This window comes from Gammaproteobacteria bacterium (assembly GCA_024235095.1).
Classification (GTDB): Bacteria; Pseudomonadota; Gammaproteobacteria; order Competibacterales; family Competibacteraceae; genus UBA2383.
Genome location: JACKNC010000002.1, coordinates 172,851 through 189,277, shown reverse-complemented (window position 1 = coordinate 189,277; position 16,427 = coordinate 172,851). Strand labels below are relative to the sequence as shown.

The 16,427-nt window shown below is 55.3% G+C and carries 17 protein-coding genes and 1 pseudogene; 13 read left to right on the top strand and 5 right to left on the bottom strand.

All coding sequences use genetic code 11. The features are described from left to right. The 3 genes from H6973_13955 to H6973_13945 are packed head-to-tail and all read left to right on the top strand — an operon-like array spanning position 1 to position 3,543. A complete protein-coding gene (locus H6973_13955; GenBank protein ID MCP5126692.1) occupies positions 1 to 1,566 on the top strand; it encodes a sugar ABC transporter ATP-binding protein in 1,566 nt (521 codons plus the stop codon). Next, positions 1,563 to 2,549, top strand: a complete 987-nt coding sequence (locus tag H6973_13950; GenBank protein MCP5126691.1) for a ribose ABC transporter permease — start codon at positions 1,563 to 1,565, stop codon at positions 2,547 to 2,549. Before H6973_13955 ends, H6973_13950 begins: the two co-directional genes overlap by 4 nt. Before the next feature lie 55 nt (positions 2,550 to 2,604). Then, positions 2,605 to 3,543: an ABC transporter substrate-binding protein gene (locus tag H6973_13945; GenBank protein ID MCP5126690.1), complete on the top strand. Its 939-nt coding sequence runs from the start codon at positions 2,605 to 2,607 to the stop codon at positions 3,541 to 3,543. Positions 3,544 to 3,664: 121 nt separating this feature from the next. On the opposite strand, the gene H6973_13940 is transcribed toward H6973_13945, so the two are convergent. Continuing rightward, positions 3,665 to 4,342: a CDP-alcohol phosphatidyltransferase family protein gene (locus H6973_13940; protein ID MCP5126689.1), complete on the bottom strand. Its 678-nt coding sequence runs from the start codon at positions 4,340 to 4,342 to the stop codon at positions 3,665 to 3,667. Between the two features lie 82 nt (positions 4,343 to 4,424). Further along, positions 4,425 to 4,859 carry a hypothetical protein gene (locus tag H6973_13935; GenBank protein MCP5126688.1) on the bottom strand — a complete coding sequence of 145 codons (435 nt, stop codon included), beginning with the start codon at positions 4,857 to 4,859 and terminating at the stop codon, positions 4,425 to 4,427. Positions 4,860 to 4,969: 110 nt separating this feature from the next. Between H6973_13935 and H6973_13930 the strand changes: the two genes are divergently transcribed. From H6973_13930 to H6973_13890, 9 genes are all read left to right on the top strand, one after another. Further along, complete coding sequence (locus tag H6973_13930) at positions 4,970 to 5,956, top strand: zinc-binding alcohol dehydrogenase (protein ID MCP5126687.1); 987 nt, start codon at positions 4,970 to 4,972, stop codon at positions 5,954 to 5,956. 41 nt (positions 5,957 to 5,997) lie between these two features. Next, on the top strand, positions 5,998 to 6,399 hold the full coding sequence (locus H6973_13925; protein MCP5126686.1) for a 6-carboxytetrahydropterin synthase: 402 nt from the start codon (positions 5,998 to 6,000) through the stop codon (positions 6,397 to 6,399). A 107-nt stretch (positions 6,400 to 6,506) separates the two neighbouring features. Continuing rightward, positions 6,507 to 7,478 carry a glycosyltransferase family 4 protein gene (locus H6973_13920; GenBank protein MCP5126685.1) on the top strand — a complete coding sequence of 324 codons (972 nt, stop codon included), beginning with the start codon at positions 6,507 to 6,509 and terminating at the stop codon, positions 7,476 to 7,478. A 244-nt stretch (positions 7,479 to 7,722) separates the two neighbouring features. Then, positions 7,723 to 8,799, top strand: a complete 1,077-nt coding sequence (gcvT, locus tag H6973_13915; protein MCP5126684.1) for a glycine cleavage system aminomethyltransferase GcvT — start codon at positions 7,723 to 7,725, stop codon at positions 8,797 to 8,799. A 57-nt stretch (positions 8,800 to 8,856) separates the two neighbouring features. Further along, positions 8,857 to 9,288 carry a glycine cleavage system protein GcvH gene (gene gcvH / locus H6973_13910; protein MCP5126683.1) on the top strand — a complete coding sequence of 144 codons (432 nt, stop codon included), beginning with the start codon at positions 8,857 to 8,859 and terminating at the stop codon, positions 9,286 to 9,288. A 15-nt stretch (positions 9,289 to 9,303) separates the two neighbouring features. After that, positions 9,304 to 10,650 (top strand): aminomethyl-transferring glycine dehydrogenase subunit GcvPA, encoded by a 1,347-nt coding sequence (gcvPA, locus tag H6973_13905; GenBank protein ID MCP5126682.1) that lies wholly within the window; start codon positions 9,304 to 9,306, stop codon positions 10,648 to 10,650. Between the two features lie 110 nt (positions 10,651 to 10,760). Continuing rightward, complete coding sequence (locus H6973_13900) at positions 10,761 to 11,450, top strand: IS630 family transposase (protein MCP5126681.1); 690 nt, start codon at positions 10,761 to 10,763, stop codon at positions 11,448 to 11,450. Beyond that, positions 11,451 to 11,816, top strand: a complete 366-nt coding sequence (locus H6973_13895) for a transposase (protein MCP5126680.1) — start codon at positions 11,451 to 11,453, stop codon at positions 11,814 to 11,816. A gap of 47 nt (positions 11,817 to 11,863) precedes the next feature. Continuing rightward, on the top strand, positions 11,864 to 12,280 hold the full coding sequence (locus H6973_13890) for a Uma2 family endonuclease (GenBank protein MCP5126679.1): 417 nt from the start codon (positions 11,864 to 11,866) through the stop codon (positions 12,278 to 12,280). Positions 12,281 to 12,648: 368 nt separating this feature from the next. On the opposite strand, the gene H6973_13885 is transcribed toward H6973_13890, so the two are convergent. After that, entirely contained in the window at positions 12,649 to 13,407 is a 759-nt protein-coding gene (locus tag H6973_13885; GenBank protein ID MCP5126678.1) for a TIGR02391 family protein, read from the bottom strand. A gap of 375 nt (positions 13,408 to 13,782) precedes the next feature. On the opposite strand from H6973_13885, the pseudogene H6973_13880 reads away from it, so the two are divergent. Further along, a pseudogene (locus H6973_13880) lies at positions 13,783 to 14,711 on the top strand (IS1595 family transposase). Between the two features lie 519 nt (positions 14,712 to 15,230). On the opposite strand, the gene H6973_13875 reads toward H6973_13880, so the two are convergent. Continuing rightward, positions 15,231 to 15,434: a type II toxin-antitoxin system HicA family toxin gene (locus tag H6973_13875; protein MCP5126677.1), complete on the bottom strand. Its 204-nt coding sequence runs from the start codon at positions 15,432 to 15,434 to the stop codon at positions 15,231 to 15,233. 96 nt (positions 15,435 to 15,530) lie between these two features. Continuing rightward, a complete protein-coding gene (locus H6973_13870) occupies positions 15,531 to 16,415 on the bottom strand; it encodes a hypothetical protein (GenBank protein ID MCP5126676.1) in 885 nt (294 codons plus the stop codon). Positions 16,416 to 16,427: the final 12 nt, after the last annotated feature.

The following is a 16,427-nucleotide window of genomic DNA, read 5'->3' as shown; positions in this document are numbered from 1 at the left end:
ATGGCCACGACACCTATTTCCCCTTCCACCACCGCGGCCCCAACTCGAACACCCGCCCTGGACATGCGCGGCATCAGTAAGACCTTTCCTGGCGTCAAGGCGCTTGACAACGTGCAATTGCAAGCCTGGACCGGCGAGATTCATTCCTTGATGGGCGAAAACGGCGCCGGCAAAAGCACTTTGATGAAAATTCTGTCGGGCGCGTACACCGCCGATCCCGGTGGCGAGATTCGCATCGACGGCCAGCCGGTCGCTATCACCGGCCCGAAAGCGGCCCGTGCGGCGGGCATCGCCATCATCTACCAGGAACTGAGCCTGGCCCCTAATCTGACGGTAGCCGAGAACATCTATCTCGGTAATGAGCCGACGCGCGCCGGCTTTCTGGCCGACCGGGGGACCATGCGCCGGGAGACCGCCAAAGTGCTGGAGCGGCTCGGCGCAGAGTTCGGCCCCGAGACCCTGGTGAATACGCTGTCCATCGCCGAACAGCAACAGGTGGAAATCGCCCGCGCCCTGCATCAGAAAAGCCATATCCTGATCATGGACGAACCAACCACCGCCCTGTCCACCCGCGAAACCGACCGCCTGTTCGATCTGATTAAGCGGCTGCGGGATGAAGGCATCGCCATTATTTACATCAGTCACCGCATGGCGGAAATCTACGAGTTGTCGGATCGGGTCAGCGTACTGCGCGACGGCGGCTATGTCGGCACCCTGGAGCGCGCCGAGATTTCCGCCGATCGCCTGGTGCAGATGATGGTGGGACGCCCGCTCTCCAATCTGTTTGACAAGCATAGCCACGCCACGAACCGAGTGGTGCTGGAAGTCAAGGCGCTGACTGACGGTGGTTGGCGGGTGAAACCGTGCAGCTTCACGCTCCACGCTGGCGAGGTGCTGGGCCTGGCCGGCTTGGTCGGCGCCGGTCGCAGTGAATTGGCGCGGCTGATTTTCGGCGCCGATCGCGCTACGGGCGGCGGGGTCTGGCTGGAAGGGCAACGCCAGACCCTTCGTAAGCCGCTGGACGCCATCAATAACGGCATTGCCTACCTGACCGAAGACCGCAAGGCGCAAGGTCTGTTTCTCGACATGAGTGTGCGCGAGAACATCACCATCAGTGTTCTGGGCCGGGATGCCTTGGTCGGCGGGTTGCTGAATCGGGCGGCTATGGCGCGACTGACCGCGGGTTCCATTGCAGATTTGCGGGTCCGGGTCGCCGGGCCTTTCGTCACTGCGGGTGCGCTGTCGGGCGGCAATCAGCAAAAGCTGTTGATTGCCCGCTGGATCGCCATTCACCCAAAAGTCCTGATTCTCGATGAACCCACTAAAGGCGTCGACATCGGCGCCAAGGCCGAGATCTATCGAATCATCAGCGAACTGGCCGCCAAGGGTGTGGCGATTCTAGTGATTTCCAGCGAATTGCCGGAAGTGATCGGCATCAGCGACCGTATCCTGGTGATGCGCGAAGGCGAAATTGTCGGCGAGCTCGGTGGCCTCGGCGGCGCGGAACCCACTCAGGAAAACATCATGGCCCTGGCGACAGGCACAACCGAGATGGTGCAATTATGAACTCAACCCCGACCCTTGCAGCGAAAACCTTCGATAAGACTTTCTGGGCGAATCTGATGCAGACGGCGGGCATCTTGCCGGTGCTGATCGTGATCGCCATCATCTTTGCGATCATCGCCCCCAACTTTCTCACCGAAAATAACCTGCTGAATATTGTCCGCCAGGCGTCGATCAATATTGTCCTAGCGACTGGTATGACCGTGGTCATCCTGACCGGCGGTATTGACTTGTCGGTGGGGTCGGTGCTGGCGGTATCGGCCGTCACGGCGATGGTTATATCGCTCATGCCCGAACTGGGCTGGGCAGCGGTCCCGGTGGCGCTACTGGTCGGCCTGGGGCTGGGCGCCATCAACGGCTTACTGGTGGCCTATGCCGGTCTGCCGCCGTTCATCGTCACCCTGGGTTCGATGACCGCCCTGCGCGGACTGGCTTATTTGCTGGCCGGCGGCACCACGGTGATCAACAGCAAGATCGGCTTTGCCTGGATCGGCAACGCCTATTTGGGGCCACTGCCCTGGATCGTGATTATCGCCTTCCTGGTCATCCTGTTGACCTGGTTTATTCTCCGTCACACCGTGCTGGGCGTGCATATCTACGGCGTCGGCGGCAATCCCCAAGCCGCGCGGCTCACCGGCATCAAGGTCGGATTGGTGATGCTGTTCGTCTATGCCTACAGCGGCCTGCTGGCCGGTCTGGGCGGCGTGATGACCACCAGCCGGCTGTACAGCGCTAACGGGGTGCTCGGCACCGGTTATGAATTGGACGCCATCGCCGCCGTGATTCTGGGCGGCACCAGCTTCGTCGGCGGCATTGGCACGGTCGTCGGCACGCTGTTTGGCGCACTGATCATCGCTACCCTCAACAACGGCTTAACCCTGATGAACGTGTCGTTCTTCTGGCAATTGGTCGTCAAGGGTCTGGTCATCATTATCGCCGTGGCGCTCGACAAGTACCGGCGCAAGGGGCCCGGCGCGCGCACTTGACCCCTTTCACTCTCCTCCCCCATCCCAATCTATTAAACCCGTAGGAGGCAATACCATGAAGAAGACTCTCATTTCCGCGACTGTATTAGCGCTCATCAGCTCCGGCGCAGCCTTGGCCGCTGATCCACCCTTGAAAGCCGTCGGCGTAACCCTGGGCAGCTTGGGCAACCCCTTTTTCGTTACATTGGCCAAGGGGGCTGAGGAAAAAGCCCGGGAAATCGGCGGCGACTCGGTCAAGGTGACCGTTGATTCCGCCGATTACGATCTCGGCAAACAAACCAACCAGATCGACAACTTCATCTCGGCAGGCGTCGATCTGATTCTCATCAATGCCGTTCATGCCGAAGGGATCTTTCCGGCAGTCATGCGCGCTAAAGAAGCGGGCATTCCGGTGATTGCCGTGGATACTGGCGCCGAAGGCGCGGATGCGATGATTACCAGCAACAATGTCCAGGCGGGCGAGAAAGCCTGTCAGTTCATCGTCGACCGCCTGAAGGGCAAAGGCGATGTGGTCATCATCAATGGCCCGCCGGTGACAGCGGTCACTGACCGGGTTCAGGGTTGCAAGTCGGTGCTGGCGAAACATCCCGATATTAAGATTCTGTCCGACAATCAGAATGGCCAGGGCAGCCGCGAGGGGGGTCTGGATGCGATGACCAACCTGCTGACCGCTTTCCCCAAGATCGACGCCGTGTTCGCGATCAACGATCCAACCGCGACTGGCGCCGATCTGGCGGCGCGGCAGGCACAGCGCACCGAGTTTTTCATCACCGGTGTCGATGGCGCGCCGGTAGCCGTGGAAGCATTGAAGGATAAGGACAGTCTGTTCCTGGCAACGGCGGCACAAAACCCGCTGCGTATGGCCAAGGAAGGCATCGAGATCGGTTATCAGATCAAGCAGGGTCAACCACCGGCGGAGTCCACGATCCTCATCCCGGTCGAGTTGATCACCCGCGATAATGTCGATCAGTACCAGGGCTGGGTCACGAAGTAAGCGTTCTCGACTCTCCAAGCCTCCCTCACTCGGGGGAGGTCGATGATTATCCACTCATACCATTTACCATTATTACGTCATTGTGCATGAATTCTGTCATCTGGCGCATTGCGGCCATAGCTCAGCGTTCATCGCGCCGCCACAGCCAAGCCACGTCCACGGCGAAGGACAGCGCCAGTAGCCCTAATGCAAACCCGGCCAGTATGGTTGAAATCGGTGGGATCAGCGGCGTCGTCAGACATCCTGCTAACGCCACGGTCTGGATTACGCACACGGTTTGTCGACGACGGCGCGGCGGCAGGGGCTGATTCAACCAGGGCAGCGCGTAACTGAGCAGGACGAATCCATAGCGCATCATGCCGGAGAGAAGGATCCAAACTCCGGCTTTGCCAAATTGCCAGACCAGCACCGCCAGGATCAAAATGAAAAAGGCATCGACCTCCATATCGAAGCGCGCGCCAAACGGACTTTGCATACTACTCCGTCGCGCCAGCCAGCCATCCAGTCCATCGAGAAGCAGGGCAATGATGGCCAGCGCCGCCATGGTCCATGCCCACGCAGGCGCAGGCGCCGGACGGCCTATCAGGCCTGCGAACAAAGCGGCAATGCCCGCGCGCAACAGAGTCACCGTATTGGCCGCGCCAAAGCGGGTTAAGGGTTGATGTTGGGAGAGAAACCGCGCCAGAATCAACAAGCATCCGACAAAGACCGCTAGCGACTGGGCCAGGTATCCGATAGGCGCGGCAAAAATCCTGGTGATCATCAGCGCAATGCCGGTCAGCAGCGCGAGTACGGCCATGCTGTTCAGCAGGGTGTTGATCTGTAATGATTGAAGCGATGTCCTGGCGGTGTGAGTCACGGGAATAAAAGCAATCGCTGATTCAGGAGAGAGTCAGGTCTTCGGGTTGAATGACGGCCAGTTGTGAAAGCGCCTGACGCAGTTCGCTTAATCCGTTTGGCAGATTCTGATGGAGAATTTTGTCCAATAGGGGTTCCGACATCTGGATGTTGGCATGCTCGATTTCATCAACCAGGCCGGAGATCTGCGCCTCATAACGTTGCCACTTCGCAGCCAATTGCCGAATTTGCGCTGATGTATTGACCGGAGATTGCAGATCAATACGCTCATCAAGACAGGCGCGCAATTCGACTACTTCCCGTCCAAATTGATGACTCAGGTCATACACCCGGCAGACCGGCTGCTTGATGGAATCAGGCGTGCGATTATGCAGAATATCGCTGGCGCTCATCAGCACCGTGAGGGGCGTCGCTAGAGCATGGAGCAGGGCATGGACCGTCGCTGGAAGATTCGCCATACGGGTTCTCTATGGTTGCGTTTGCGCTACTGACCCATTTTAAGGCATTTTAAGACAAATGCTGTTCAAAAAGCCTTGGGGAGACGTTATTCACTATGAAAACCGAAGGTATGCCAGCTCGGGCATTCTGGCTCATTGCCCCTGGTCGCGGCGAAATTCGCACCGAACGCCTGCCACAGCCTGGCCTGGATGAGGTGCGGGTGCGGACGTTGTACACGGCTATCAGTCGCGGCACCGAGAGTTTGGTGTTTCGTGGCGAGGTGCCGCCCAGCCAATACCCGGTGATGCGCGCCCCTTTTCAGCAGGGCGAATTCCCGGCGCCGGTGAAATACGGTTACTGCAACGTCGGCATCATTGAAGCGGGTTCCTCGGCCTGGCGCGGACAAATTGTCTTCTGCCTTTATCCCCATCAGGACTACTACATCGTTCCCGCGGCGGCGGTTACGCCAGTACCCGACCTGGTTCCCGCGGGGCGGGCCGTACTGGCGGCCAATCTGGAAACCGCGCTGAATGTGCTCTGGGACGCCAGTCCCCGGTTAGGAGATCGGATCACAGTGATTGGCGCCGGGGTTGTAGGGTGCCTTATTGCCCGACTAGCCGGACAACTACCTAGCTGTGCGGTGCAATTGGTGGATATCGATCCCGATAAAGCGATCATCGCGGAGCAGTTGGGCGTTCGGTTCGCCTTACCGACCGGAGCGGAAGGCCAGCAGGATGTGATCATTCACGCCAGCGGTGCGCCAGCGGGTCTGGTTACAGCCCTGGATCTAGCCGGCTTCGAGGCGACCGTGGTGGAAGCAAGCTGGTTCGGCAATAAACCGGTCAGTTTGCCGCTCGGCGAGGATTTTCATGCTAAACGGCTTAATATTCGCAGTTCCCAGGTCGGCAACATCGCTACGGTCCAGCGCAGCCGCTGGCATTATCGGCGGCGGATGACCACGGTCATGGAACTGCTAAACGATCCAGTGTTGGATAGTCTGATTAGCGGGGAAAGTCCCTTTACCGATCTGCCCAAGGTGATGAGTGAATTGAGCCGAAATCCATTGGGCGTACTCTGCCACCGTATTGATTACCGTCCGGTCGAACTTGTGCGATGATTTCAACCGGATCATCCAGGATCCCAACCCGAGACCTTGCCATGTACACCGTTTGCGTTCGTGACCATTTTATGATTGCCCATAGTTTTCGCGGTGAGGCTTTTGGTACTGCCCAGAGAATGCATGGGGCCACTTACGTCGTCGATCTGGAACTGCGCCGTCCCGACCTCGATGCAGATGGGATCGTCGTGGATATTAGCCAGCTCAGCGGCAATCTCCAGGCGGTGCTGGAGGAATTGAACTACCGCAATCTCGACGAATTACCCGAGTTTTCAGGCCGCAACACCACCACGGAATTTCTGGCTCGGGAGATTTTTGACCGGATGGCGGTGCGCATCGAAGAAGGACAACTGGGGCCAAACACAGCGGGCCTGAGTTCCATGCGCGTGACCTTGCATGAATCACACACCGCCTGGGCCTCCTACGAAGGGGTATTGCCTTGAATCAAGGCGTTGCCCCGTCCTCTCCATCACCCGCGCACGAGGCTTATTTCCTGATTCCCGGCGATCCAGACCGGCGCACTGGCGGCACGATTTACGACCGGCGCATTATGGCCGGGCTAGCGGCGCTGGGCTGGCCGGTTGCACTCCAGCGTCTTGACGCTTCGTTCCCTGCGCCCACATCGGCGGCACTCACCGAAGCCCATGAAGCGCTGGTCGCCCTTCCGGATCAGTCGCTGGCGGTAATCGACGGTCTGGCGCTGGGCGCTATGCCGGAAGCCGCCGCCGCACACTGTGACCGGTTGCGATTAATCGGACTGGTGCATCACCCGCTGGCGCTGGAAACCGGCCTGGACGAGGTGCAACGCGAACGACTGTATGTCAGTGAACGCGAGGCGTTGCGCCAGGTGCGTCAGGTCATTGTGACCAGCCCCAGCACGGCGCGAGTGCTGACTGATTATGGCGTTCCGCCGGAACGCTGCGCCGTGGTGTCGCCTGGCGTTGACCCCGCGCCACTGGCGACCGGTTCAGGTGGCCGTGAACTTGCCTGGTTGTGCGCGGCCAGCCTGACCCCACGCAAAGGCCATGCTGTCCTGTTCCGAGCGCTGGCCCGGTTGAAAGATCGTTCTTGGCGCTTGCGTTGCGCCGGTGGCGATATCCATGATCCAGCGACTGCTGCGCGCTTGCGAATGCTGGTTGATGAGCTCGGTTTGTCTGATCGCGTGGAATGGTTAGGAGAATTGGAGACCGTAGCCCTGGAGGCTGCGTATCAACAGGCGGATGGATTCGTGCTGCCTTCTTTTTATGAGGGTTATGGCATGGTGCTGGCCGAAGCGCTGGCGCGGGGTTTACCAATTATTAGCACCACTGCCGGGGCGATTCCCGACACGGTGCCGGCGGATGCTGGATTGTTGGTTCCGCCTGGCGACGAAACAGCGCTGGCTGAGGCCCTGGCGCGTTTCCTGGACGAGCCGGGGTTGCGGGAATGCTTGGCGGCTGGCGCTCGCGCCGCGCGCGAAACCTTGCCGGATTGGCCAGCAGCCAGCGTTCATTTTGCCAAGATTCTGGAAGCGGTGACGTAACCGAATCCCCCTGCTCCCCCTTTGCTAAGGGCGAGGCTGTCAAGTATCGGCGAGCTGCCCTATTTTCGTAGAACTTAACAGTCCTACCTTTAGCAAAGGGGGAGCGTCTGCGCTAACCTATGCTTCATAACGACAGGAGAAGGGTTGAGGGAAAGGATGATGAGTTTTGAGCGTATTATTGCAGTATCTCCAGCAGCCTATTTCAGGCTAACATGCACCATCCATTGCTTGAGGATTTTTTCGCATGGCTGAACGCACTCCTCTGTACGGCTGTCATCTCGCCTTGGGGGCGAAGCTGGTGGATTTCGGCGGCTGGGACATGCCGCTGCACTACGGCTCCCAGCTTAAGGAACATCATCAAGTCCGCAAGGCCGCCGGAATGTTCGACGTCTCGCACATGACCATTGTTGATTTCCCCGCTCCCGATCCGACCCGCGTCCTGCTGCGTTATCTTCTAGCCAACGATGTTGCCCGTCTTTATCCTGGCAAAGCGCTTTATACCTGCATGTTGAACGACTCCGGCGGCGTCATCGACGATCTGATTGTTTACGACCGGGGCGAAGGCGGCTACCGGTTGGTGCTGAACGCCGCTACCCGTGATAAAGACCTGGCCTGGATCGCGCCGCGGGCGGAGCGCTTTAACGCCGCCTGGCGTGAACGCGACGACCTGGCCATGTTGGCGGTGCAGGGGCCGGAAGCCCTGGCGAAGCTGGAAGCTGTTTTGGATGCCCCGACCCTGCAAGCGGTGCGCGCCAGTGGCCGCTTTCACGCCGTGGAGAGTGGCGGCGCGTTCATCGCCCGCACCGGTTACACCGGTGAAGACGGGGTGGAGATCATGCCGTCTGTCCAGGATGCGTCAGCGCTTTGGGATCGGTTATTAGACGTTGGCGTTGCGCCTTGTGGACTGGGCGCTCGCGACACGCTGCGTCTTGAAGCCGGCATGAGTCTTTATGGCAGCGACATGGACGAAACCACCACTCCCCTGGTCTCCGGGCTGGGTTGGACTGTGGCTTGGCAGCCGCTGGAACGCGATTTTATCGGTCGCGCCGCCCTGGAACAGCAACGCGCCGCCGGTGCGCCGCAAACCTTTGTAGGTCTCGTGCTGGAAGAGCGTGGCGTATTGCGCAGTCATCAGACCGTTTGTGATGGCGACCGAAAAATTGGCGTCACGACCAGCGGCGCATTCTCACCGACCTTGAACCGGGGCATCGCCCTGGCGCGAGTGATGACTGGCGTTGGCGACCGTTGCCAGATTGAGGTGCGCAGCAAGCGTCTGTCGGCGCAAGTGATCAAGCCGCCCTTTGTCTCGCGTCCTGCCTAATCTAACCTTTCCAACTTAACCGTTTCTATTCCGATCCAACCTGTTGAGGAGTCGATGATGAGCAGCACTATCCCCTCTGAACTGCGCTATACCGAGACCCATGAATGGGTGCGCTCCCAGGAAGACGGCATCGTTACTGTCGGCATCACCGATCATGCTCAGCACCTGTTGGGCGATCTGGTGTTTGTGGAATTGCCGGAAGCGGGCCGTGTAGTCACCGCCGCCGAAGGCTGTGCCGTGGTTGAATCGGTCAAGGCGGCCTCCGATGTGTACAGCCCGGTGGATGGTGTGATCGTCGAAGTAAATGAATTGCTGGCGGACAATCCGGAATTGATCAATGAAGATCCTTACGAGGAAGGGTGGATTCTGCGCATCAAGACTAGCGCTGACTTGGAAGGCTTGCTGGACGCCGCTGCTTACGAGTTGATTGCCATTGACGAGGACGAAGACGAGGAAGGCTCCTTGACTAACGCCAAGTTAGCCGGTTAAGGAGGCGCTCCATCCATGCCGTTTATCCCCCATACCCCGGACGATGTCCGGGCGATGCTGGACGCGATTGACGTTCCAACCCTTGAAGCTCTGTTCGACGAAATTCCGCCCTCCCTACAGATCGGCGAATTGCCGGCCCTGCCGGATGCCTTGGACGAGTGGCGGGTGAGCCGGCTGATGACCGAACGAGCGGCGGCGCTTCCGCAACCGCTCTGTTTCCTGGGCGCCGGCGCTTATGAACATCATATTCCTGCGGCAGTCTGGGAAATCGCCGGACGTGGGGAATTCTATAGCGCCTACACGCCCTATCAGCCGGAAGCCAGCCAGGGCACTCTGCAAGTGCTCTACGAGTACCAGAGCATGATGGTGGGCCTGACCGGCCTGGCCGTGTCCAACGCGTCGTTGTATGACGGGGCGTCGGCGCTGGCCGAAGCCTTGTTGATGGCGGTGCGCGCCAACCGGAAATCCAAATCGAAACGGATCCTGGTTCCCCGAACGCTGCACCCCTTCTACCATCGGGTAGCCCACGCGATTGTCCATAATCAAGACATCGAGTTGATGGAACTGCCCTATGATCCAGTAGGCGGCCATACCCCGGAGGAGGCGCTGGCGCCGTATGCCGGCCAGGATTTTGCAGCGCTGGTGATCCCGCAACCCAATTTTTTTGGGGTGCTGGAAGACGTTGACGCATTGACCGATTGGGCGCATCGACATGATGCGCTGGCGGTGGCGGTCGTCAATCCTACGGCGTTGGCGGTGCTCAAGCCGCCGAGCGAATGGGGTCATACCGGCGCCGACATCGCTTGCGGCGACGGTCAGCCATTCGGCGCGCCACTGAATTCAGGCGGCCCCTACTTCGGCTTCCTGTGTTGCCGGAAAGAACTGGTGCGGCAGATGCCGGGCCGTCTGGTTGGACGCACCGTGGATCTGGATGGGAAAACCGGTTTTACCCTGACCTTGCAGGCCCGCGAGCAGCATATTCGTCGTTCCAAGGCGACTTCCAATATTTGCACGAATCAGGGTCTGATGGTTACCGCCGCCACATTATATCTGTCGCTGCTCGGTCCGCATGGATTGGAGCAGGTCGCTGCGGCCTGTCATGCGAATACCCGCAAGCTGATGGAACAATTGACGGTGATTCCAGGCGTTAGTCAAGCGTTTAACCGTCCGGTCTTCCACGAAGCGGTATTGAAGTTGCCGCGTCCCGCTGACGAAGTGCTGGATGGATTGCTGGCGCGCGGCATTCTCGGTGGGTTCGATCTGAGTAATGAATATCCTGAATTGGGCCATGCGTTGCTGGTTTGCGCAACTGAGACCCGGACTGAAGCGGATTTACAGCGATATGCCGAGGCGTTAGCATAGGCTTGCCAACGATTATCCCTACATTATCAACGAACTGAGCGTTAATCAAATTGTCTAATAACTATAGAAGACCTCTTTAGAGACTCTAAATTTATAGAGGAGGTGCGGCAATGAACGCGGAATGGATGTTTGATGCACGTAAAATACCGGATGAAGTGATGAATTACATCCGGCGTATTGCGGTTCGCGCGGTCGAAGAGAAGCATTATGGTCCGGAGCTTGTTGCTGATTTTTTGGGTATCGACCGAACGAGTATTTATGATTGGCTTCGCAACTATCGTTATGAAGGAGAAGAAGCCCTGGATACCCGGAAAGCGCTCGGCGCCACGTGTGTGATGACTCCGGATATTGATCGATGGTTAAAAGAAACGATACTCAATACGACGCCGGCGGATCATGGCTATGATACGGTTTTATGGACTTTAGAGATCATGGTTAATTTATTGAAAGAGTACTTTGGTTTATGGGTATCGGATGCCACGGTTCGTCTGCATTTACATCAATTAGGACTGAGTTGTCAAAAACCTTGTTATCATGCCTTAAACCAGGATCAGGAGGAAGTTAAAAAGTTTATTAATGAAGAATTTAAAGAGATTCAGAAGCGGGCTCAAGAACTTGGAGCGGATATTGCGTTTCAGGATGAGTCATGGGTTCAAGGCCATACGCGTTCTGGACGGACGTGGGGCTTAGTCGGTCATCCGCCTGAAATTAAAGTGAGTGATGACCGGGGTGGGTTTCACATTTTATCGATGGTTACGGCGACGGGCGAGTTAATATTTGAAGTGACCACTCAAAAATGAGTGAGTGGGGTTTTCATTGCCTTTTTAGAGAAGGCATTAGAGGGTCGAGAGCGCCCATTAATTGTCATCACGGACAATGCGTCTTATCATACCTCGAAAGAAGTCAAAGCCTTTCTTGAGACGCATCGAAAACAAATCCGCTTGTTCTTTCTTCCCCCCCACTCGCCAGAGTTAAATCCGGATGAACAGGTTTGGAATGAGATCAAAAATGATCATCTGGAAAAGGAGCCAATTAAAAACCGGGCTGATTTCAGAGCGCGCGTTTATTCTGCTTTGGAAAAGCTAAAAGAATTTCAGGAAAGGGTCAAATCATTTTTTAGGCTCCCTGATACTCAATACGCTAATCCTGAAAAAGCTCCAGCATGATTTTTGTGGGGATAACTATTAGCAAGACAACAGGAGTGGTTTGATAAATGTCGCCATCTTACAACCACTCCTATCTCGCCTATCGTATTGCCAGGCTTCTTGATCATGAGGAAAAATTCAATTTCCATATTGGAATTACTCTGGACATCGACGGCAATGATTATATCCCTGATATTGCCGTCTATGAAAAAAAGGAAATTGATTTTTTACATGATAAGGTGAAAGCAGATGAAAGGCCATTAATGGTGGTAGAAATATTATCACCAAAGCAAGGAGTTAATGAAGTTACGGAAAAAATCGAGGTTTATTTAAGGGCTGGTATTAAGTCCTGCTGGATGGTCATTCCTCCTGCAAAAACCATTGTCATTTTTCATGATATTAACAAACCAGTTTCCTATTCTTCCGGAATTCTGACTGATTGGATATTGAATATGGAAATACCTGTGGAGGAGATTTTTAAGTAGCTACTCATTAATCGCCAAATCTGTAACTTCAACACCCTATCGAATCTCAACAAGACTTGAAAACACTGCATGCCCCATCTAAATAAGAGCATTACGGGCCTGGACAACAACTTCGTCACTGAGACGATTGAAACCAAGACTGAAATTGCTTTGAGATTTCAAAAATATGGGAAACCAACTGAGACCGTTCAGAGGAACAGGCGGGGAAAATTCTTTCACTCGATGACCGGAAATGATGTAAAGATCGGATGTTCCATAGCGTGAATGACAAACCCTATTCTCGCGTCCATGACAACGACAACGACAACGACAACACTCAGCCGCGCCCTTGTCGCCGCTGCAGCAGCTTGTTGGGCCATGCAACCGCATTACGTTATAGCCTCATCTGCTCTGAACATTAGAAGGCTTAGAAGATAGATGTACTGGCTGGCCCGTAGATCAGAACCGGTAGGGAAACCGTGACTACCAGGGTTTCTCAGCGCCATAACTGCGCCTTCATATAGGTGCATCATACCTTCTTGCTCATCCAAATCTATTTGCGTTGTGAGTGAGTTGAACTTCAGAATTGGGTTGTTCTTGGAAAAGACCGTTCGCATGAGAGGTACGCCATCAAGATCACGACGGCCAGATCTTTCCTTTATGTAAAGTACAAGTGCCTTGCTTGCGGCAAACACTGCTTCCCAATGATGGCCGTTAATTATCAGATCTCGAGTGGCCTGATCAATGATTGGATGTAGAACCTTCGGCGGCGAAAGATGAAAAGTACCAGATTCAATTTTTCGCCGAACCTCCAATATCTTCTGTTGGAGTCTGGTAATTAGTTCGGCGCAGATTTGCACCATGTATTCTCGGCCACGGAGTCGTGCCTGAACTATTTCAGAATTTGAAATGCCGACGCGCAAAGGGCTACGCAGCATTTGTGTGTTTCCGAACTCTGCGAACTCCTGCGAATCAGCACCAAAAACCTCCCGAATCGTATTGCGAAAAGCCATTTCCTGCACTTCAATGTTCACAGAATCAGATTCAATGTCTTTCGTGACACTTTTAGCTTGCAGCGAATCAATTCTGTACATCAGCATTCTAATCGCCTCGTTCAGTTCTTCTTCTGCCTTCCACTGTTTGTTCAATCACACTTCTCCGAAGATTTATGGAACTTTTAGTGACCATTCTACATCATCCATGATTGAGTCCAACGGGGCGGCGGGTAACCGGCGAGTCCGGACAAAACGCAGTTTTAGACAGGCGATGTCTGGTTGATCCGCTGGTTGTGCGGCGCTTCGCGCCACGCAGGCAGTGGATACTTATCCGCCGCCTACGACGTGGAGTGTTGCGGGTCGGCTGGAACGATTCAGCAATTCCCGCTCTCTTTTTCTTATCTAAATGATTTATCAATATATTTTTGCTCAATATGGATTCCAGGCTGTTGAAGATGGCTCGCCCTGCCAAGGGACAGGATCTACACTGAAGAGGTTTTGAACCGCCGCGCTCCAGGTTTCCCGTCGATGATCAACCTTCAGAATCTACTGGACGATGTCCGGTGTTACGAAACGGTCCGCCAACTGCGCTGGCCCGATGGGGTTCACTGCCCCCATTGTGGGGCGGCGAACGTGACGAAGCAGGGTCACGACACGACCCAACCGGCGCGACAGAAATATCGGTGTGCCGGGTGCCATCGCTCTTTTGACGATCTAACCGGGACGGTGTTGGCCGGCCACCACCCGCCGTTACGAATTTGGATATTATGTTTATATTTTATGGGTTTGAACTTGTCTAATGCCCAGATTGCCCAAGAGTTGGCGTTGAATCCGGACGACGTGCAGCGGATGACCGAGCAACTGCGCCAAGGTATCGTCGCCCGCCAACCCGAACCCACCTTGGCGGGGGAAGTGGAATGCGACGAGGTCTATATGGTGGCCGGGCATAAAGGGCATCCGGACGCGGTGAAAAAAAAGGCCGCCGCGGGCGGCGTCGCCGGCTGAAGGGGGCACGGGGTCGAGGCACCCTGGAGCAGGAAAAGCCGCCGATTCTCGGCATGATTGAGCGCGGCGGCGCGGTGGTCGTCCGGATGCTGGATAATGTCCAGCAAGCGACCATCCAACCGCTCCTTCAGACTTTCATCGCCCCGGGAACCCGGGTGTATACCGATGAATATGCAATCTATAACCCATTGAAGGATTGGGGCTTTGATCATCATACGGTGTGTCACAGCCGGGGTGAATACGCCCGCGACGACGATGGCGATGGCTTCCATGAGATTCATGTTAATACCGCTGAGGGTTTCTGGTCCCTGTTGCGTTCCTGGTTGCGACCCCATCGAGGAATTTCGCAAGAAAAGCTGCCGCTCTACCTGGGCTTCTTTCAGTTCGTGCATAACGTCCGCATTCGGGGCAAAGGCTTGCTCAGACCTCTCTTGGAACTGCTGGTCGCCTAACAACGCCAACTGACTGGAATCCATATTGAGCCTATATTTTTTATTAAACACTGATAAATTTATTAGAAAAACTCTTATTAATCAAAGATTAGGAAAGAGACCGGGAATTGCTGCCGTATCTATATCTTTATGCGCTGGCTCATCTGCACACATATTGTATAGAACTGTATTACCGCATCCGGAATAGTCATTTGCATACTTCATAATGCTCTCTAATGGCAGCCATAACCGAACGCAAAAAACAGAGCGACGAAGGAGCGGCGCTTCTTGAGGTCCGAGATTTATGGCTTTGTTGGGCGATTCATGCCACCTCGCTCATAGGACGGACTTTTGGTTGCGGTAGCGCGCGACCCTCTGCATTGAAGTGGCGAATAACGTCCTCAACTACCTCACAGAGCTCAGCGTACAGCACAAGAGGATCATCTCCGTGTATGCCGGTAATAAGATCGGGGCATTTTCCGATGTATACTTGATCTTTTTCACTCCATTCTATCCATTTGTGATATTTATCGAAGTCTTTCATTTGCGCACCTGTTCGATTGCTTGCGCGACTTGCTTTTCTTGGTAGCGTTTCGCGTCATCACTGGGATTTCCACTCACCGTAACCGCACCAGAGTATTTCGGGTGAACCAGCTTGCGGTGAGATCCCTTACCGGCCCCAGAGATTTCTTTGAAGCCAGCGCTTTTCAGAGCTTTTAGCAAATCACGAATTTTCTGCGGCACCGATCACCCTATTTTCTTTTACGCCCCTACGCTCAAATCAGCGGCGGCAAAAAGTGGAGCGAAGCAGCGCTTTTTAGAGTCGGCTGGATTTGAATGTTAGGCGGCGCTTTCAACAGGCTCAATTTTTTCTACTGCTGCCTCGAGAAGTGCTCGATACTCGACGTAACATGACCGTGCCTTCTCATACTGGCCAAGATTGGCAGCCCGAACTGTCTCGAGGTCCAATGGCGGCGTACCTCCATAGCCGTAGCTTACGGCCAATTTGCCTGGTATATCTTTAAGAACATAGCTACCATCGGCTCGCTCGAGGGCTTGGGCTTGTTTAACGCAACGCGTGACGGTGCGCGTATAGCCGATACCAAGACGCGGACCAATGGAATGAGCCGTCAGGTTTCGGTAGTTGCAGGTTGCCACAATGTAAACTTGTGTATTTATTTCACGCAACGCTTCCAGAAACCGAGTGGAATCCGGCCAGACTCGCACGAGTCGGGAGAGGCGCCTTTCCTTCTGCTTCTGATTAAGCGGCTTTGGTTTTTCCTCGGGAGTTTTAGGTTCTCCTTCAAGGTAATCAGGATATGATTGGTCAATGCTAAGACGTATCTGGTGAAATGCCGCCGTTGCAACGGAAGTTATGGTATCTCGAATTGAGGCCGGCATGAGCAGGCATTCGTGCGCTAATGAATCTAGAAATTCGCTTCGCAACTCCCAGGCTTCCTGCTCTTCGCGACCATCAAGAACCTTGCTCCAAGCGTGCCAACGGCAAAGCGAGTTATTCCATCCATTGATGAGATTGGTCGGCTCTCGAAGGTCGCATTGGACCATTGCGTTCGCAAGTGCGCGCCACTTACGCCCGTTTATAAAGTCAAAGTCGTAACCAAGCAGTTTGCCACCCGGATTCAGTGGCAGTTCGTGAACATGCACGAGATATTGATTAAACGCCTCGCGAAGTAGCTCGGCATGCTTGATCTGGTCCTGGTTCATACGGCCTCTTGC

What these genes read in the sequence shown, in the direction of transcription:
- H6973_13955 (MCP5126692.1), top strand. Translation starts at nt 1, where the DNA reads ATGGCCACGACACCTATTTCCCCTTCCACCACCGCGGCCCCAACTCGA.
- H6973_13950 (MCP5126691.1), top strand. Translation starts at nt 1,563, where the DNA reads ATGAACTCAACCCCGACCCTTGCAGCGAAAACCTTCGATAAGACTTTC.
- H6973_13945 (MCP5126690.1), top strand. Translation starts at nt 2,605, where the DNA reads ATGAAGAAGACTCTCATTTCCGCGACTGTATTAGCGCTCATCAGCTCC.
- H6973_13940 (MCP5126689.1), bottom strand. Translation starts at nt 4,342, where the DNA reads ATGGCCGTACTCGCGCTGCTGACCGGCATTGCGCTGATGATCACCAGG.
- H6973_13935 (MCP5126688.1), bottom strand. Translation starts at nt 4,859, where the DNA reads ATGGCGAATCTTCCAGCGACGGTCCATGCCCTGCTCCATGCTCTAGCG.
- H6973_13930 (MCP5126687.1), top strand. Translation starts at nt 4,970, where the DNA reads ATGCCAGCTCGGGCATTCTGGCTCATTGCCCCTGGTCGCGGCGAAATT.
- H6973_13925 (MCP5126686.1), top strand. Translation starts at nt 5,998, where the DNA reads ATGTACACCGTTTGCGTTCGTGACCATTTTATGATTGCCCATAGTTTT.
- H6973_13920 (MCP5126685.1), top strand. Translation starts at nt 6,507, where the DNA reads ATGGCCGGGCTAGCGGCGCTGGGCTGGCCGGTTGCACTCCAGCGTCTT.
- gcvT (MCP5126684.1), top strand. Translation starts at nt 7,723, where the DNA reads ATGGCTGAACGCACTCCTCTGTACGGCTGTCATCTCGCCTTGGGGGCG.
- gcvH (MCP5126683.1), top strand. Translation starts at nt 8,857, where the DNA reads ATGAGCAGCACTATCCCCTCTGAACTGCGCTATACCGAGACCCATGAA.
- gcvPA (MCP5126682.1), top strand. Translation starts at nt 9,304, where the DNA reads ATGCCGTTTATCCCCCATACCCCGGACGATGTCCGGGCGATGCTGGAC.
- H6973_13900 (MCP5126681.1), top strand. Translation starts at nt 10,761, where the DNA reads ATGAACGCGGAATGGATGTTTGATGCACGTAAAATACCGGATGAAGTG.
- H6973_13890 (MCP5126679.1), top strand. Translation starts at nt 11,864, where the DNA reads ATGTCGCCATCTTACAACCACTCCTATCTCGCCTATCGTATTGCCAGG.
- H6973_13870 (MCP5126676.1), bottom strand. Translation starts at nt 16,415, where the DNA reads ATGAACCAGGACCAGATCAAGCATGCCGAGCTACTTCGCGAGGCGTTT.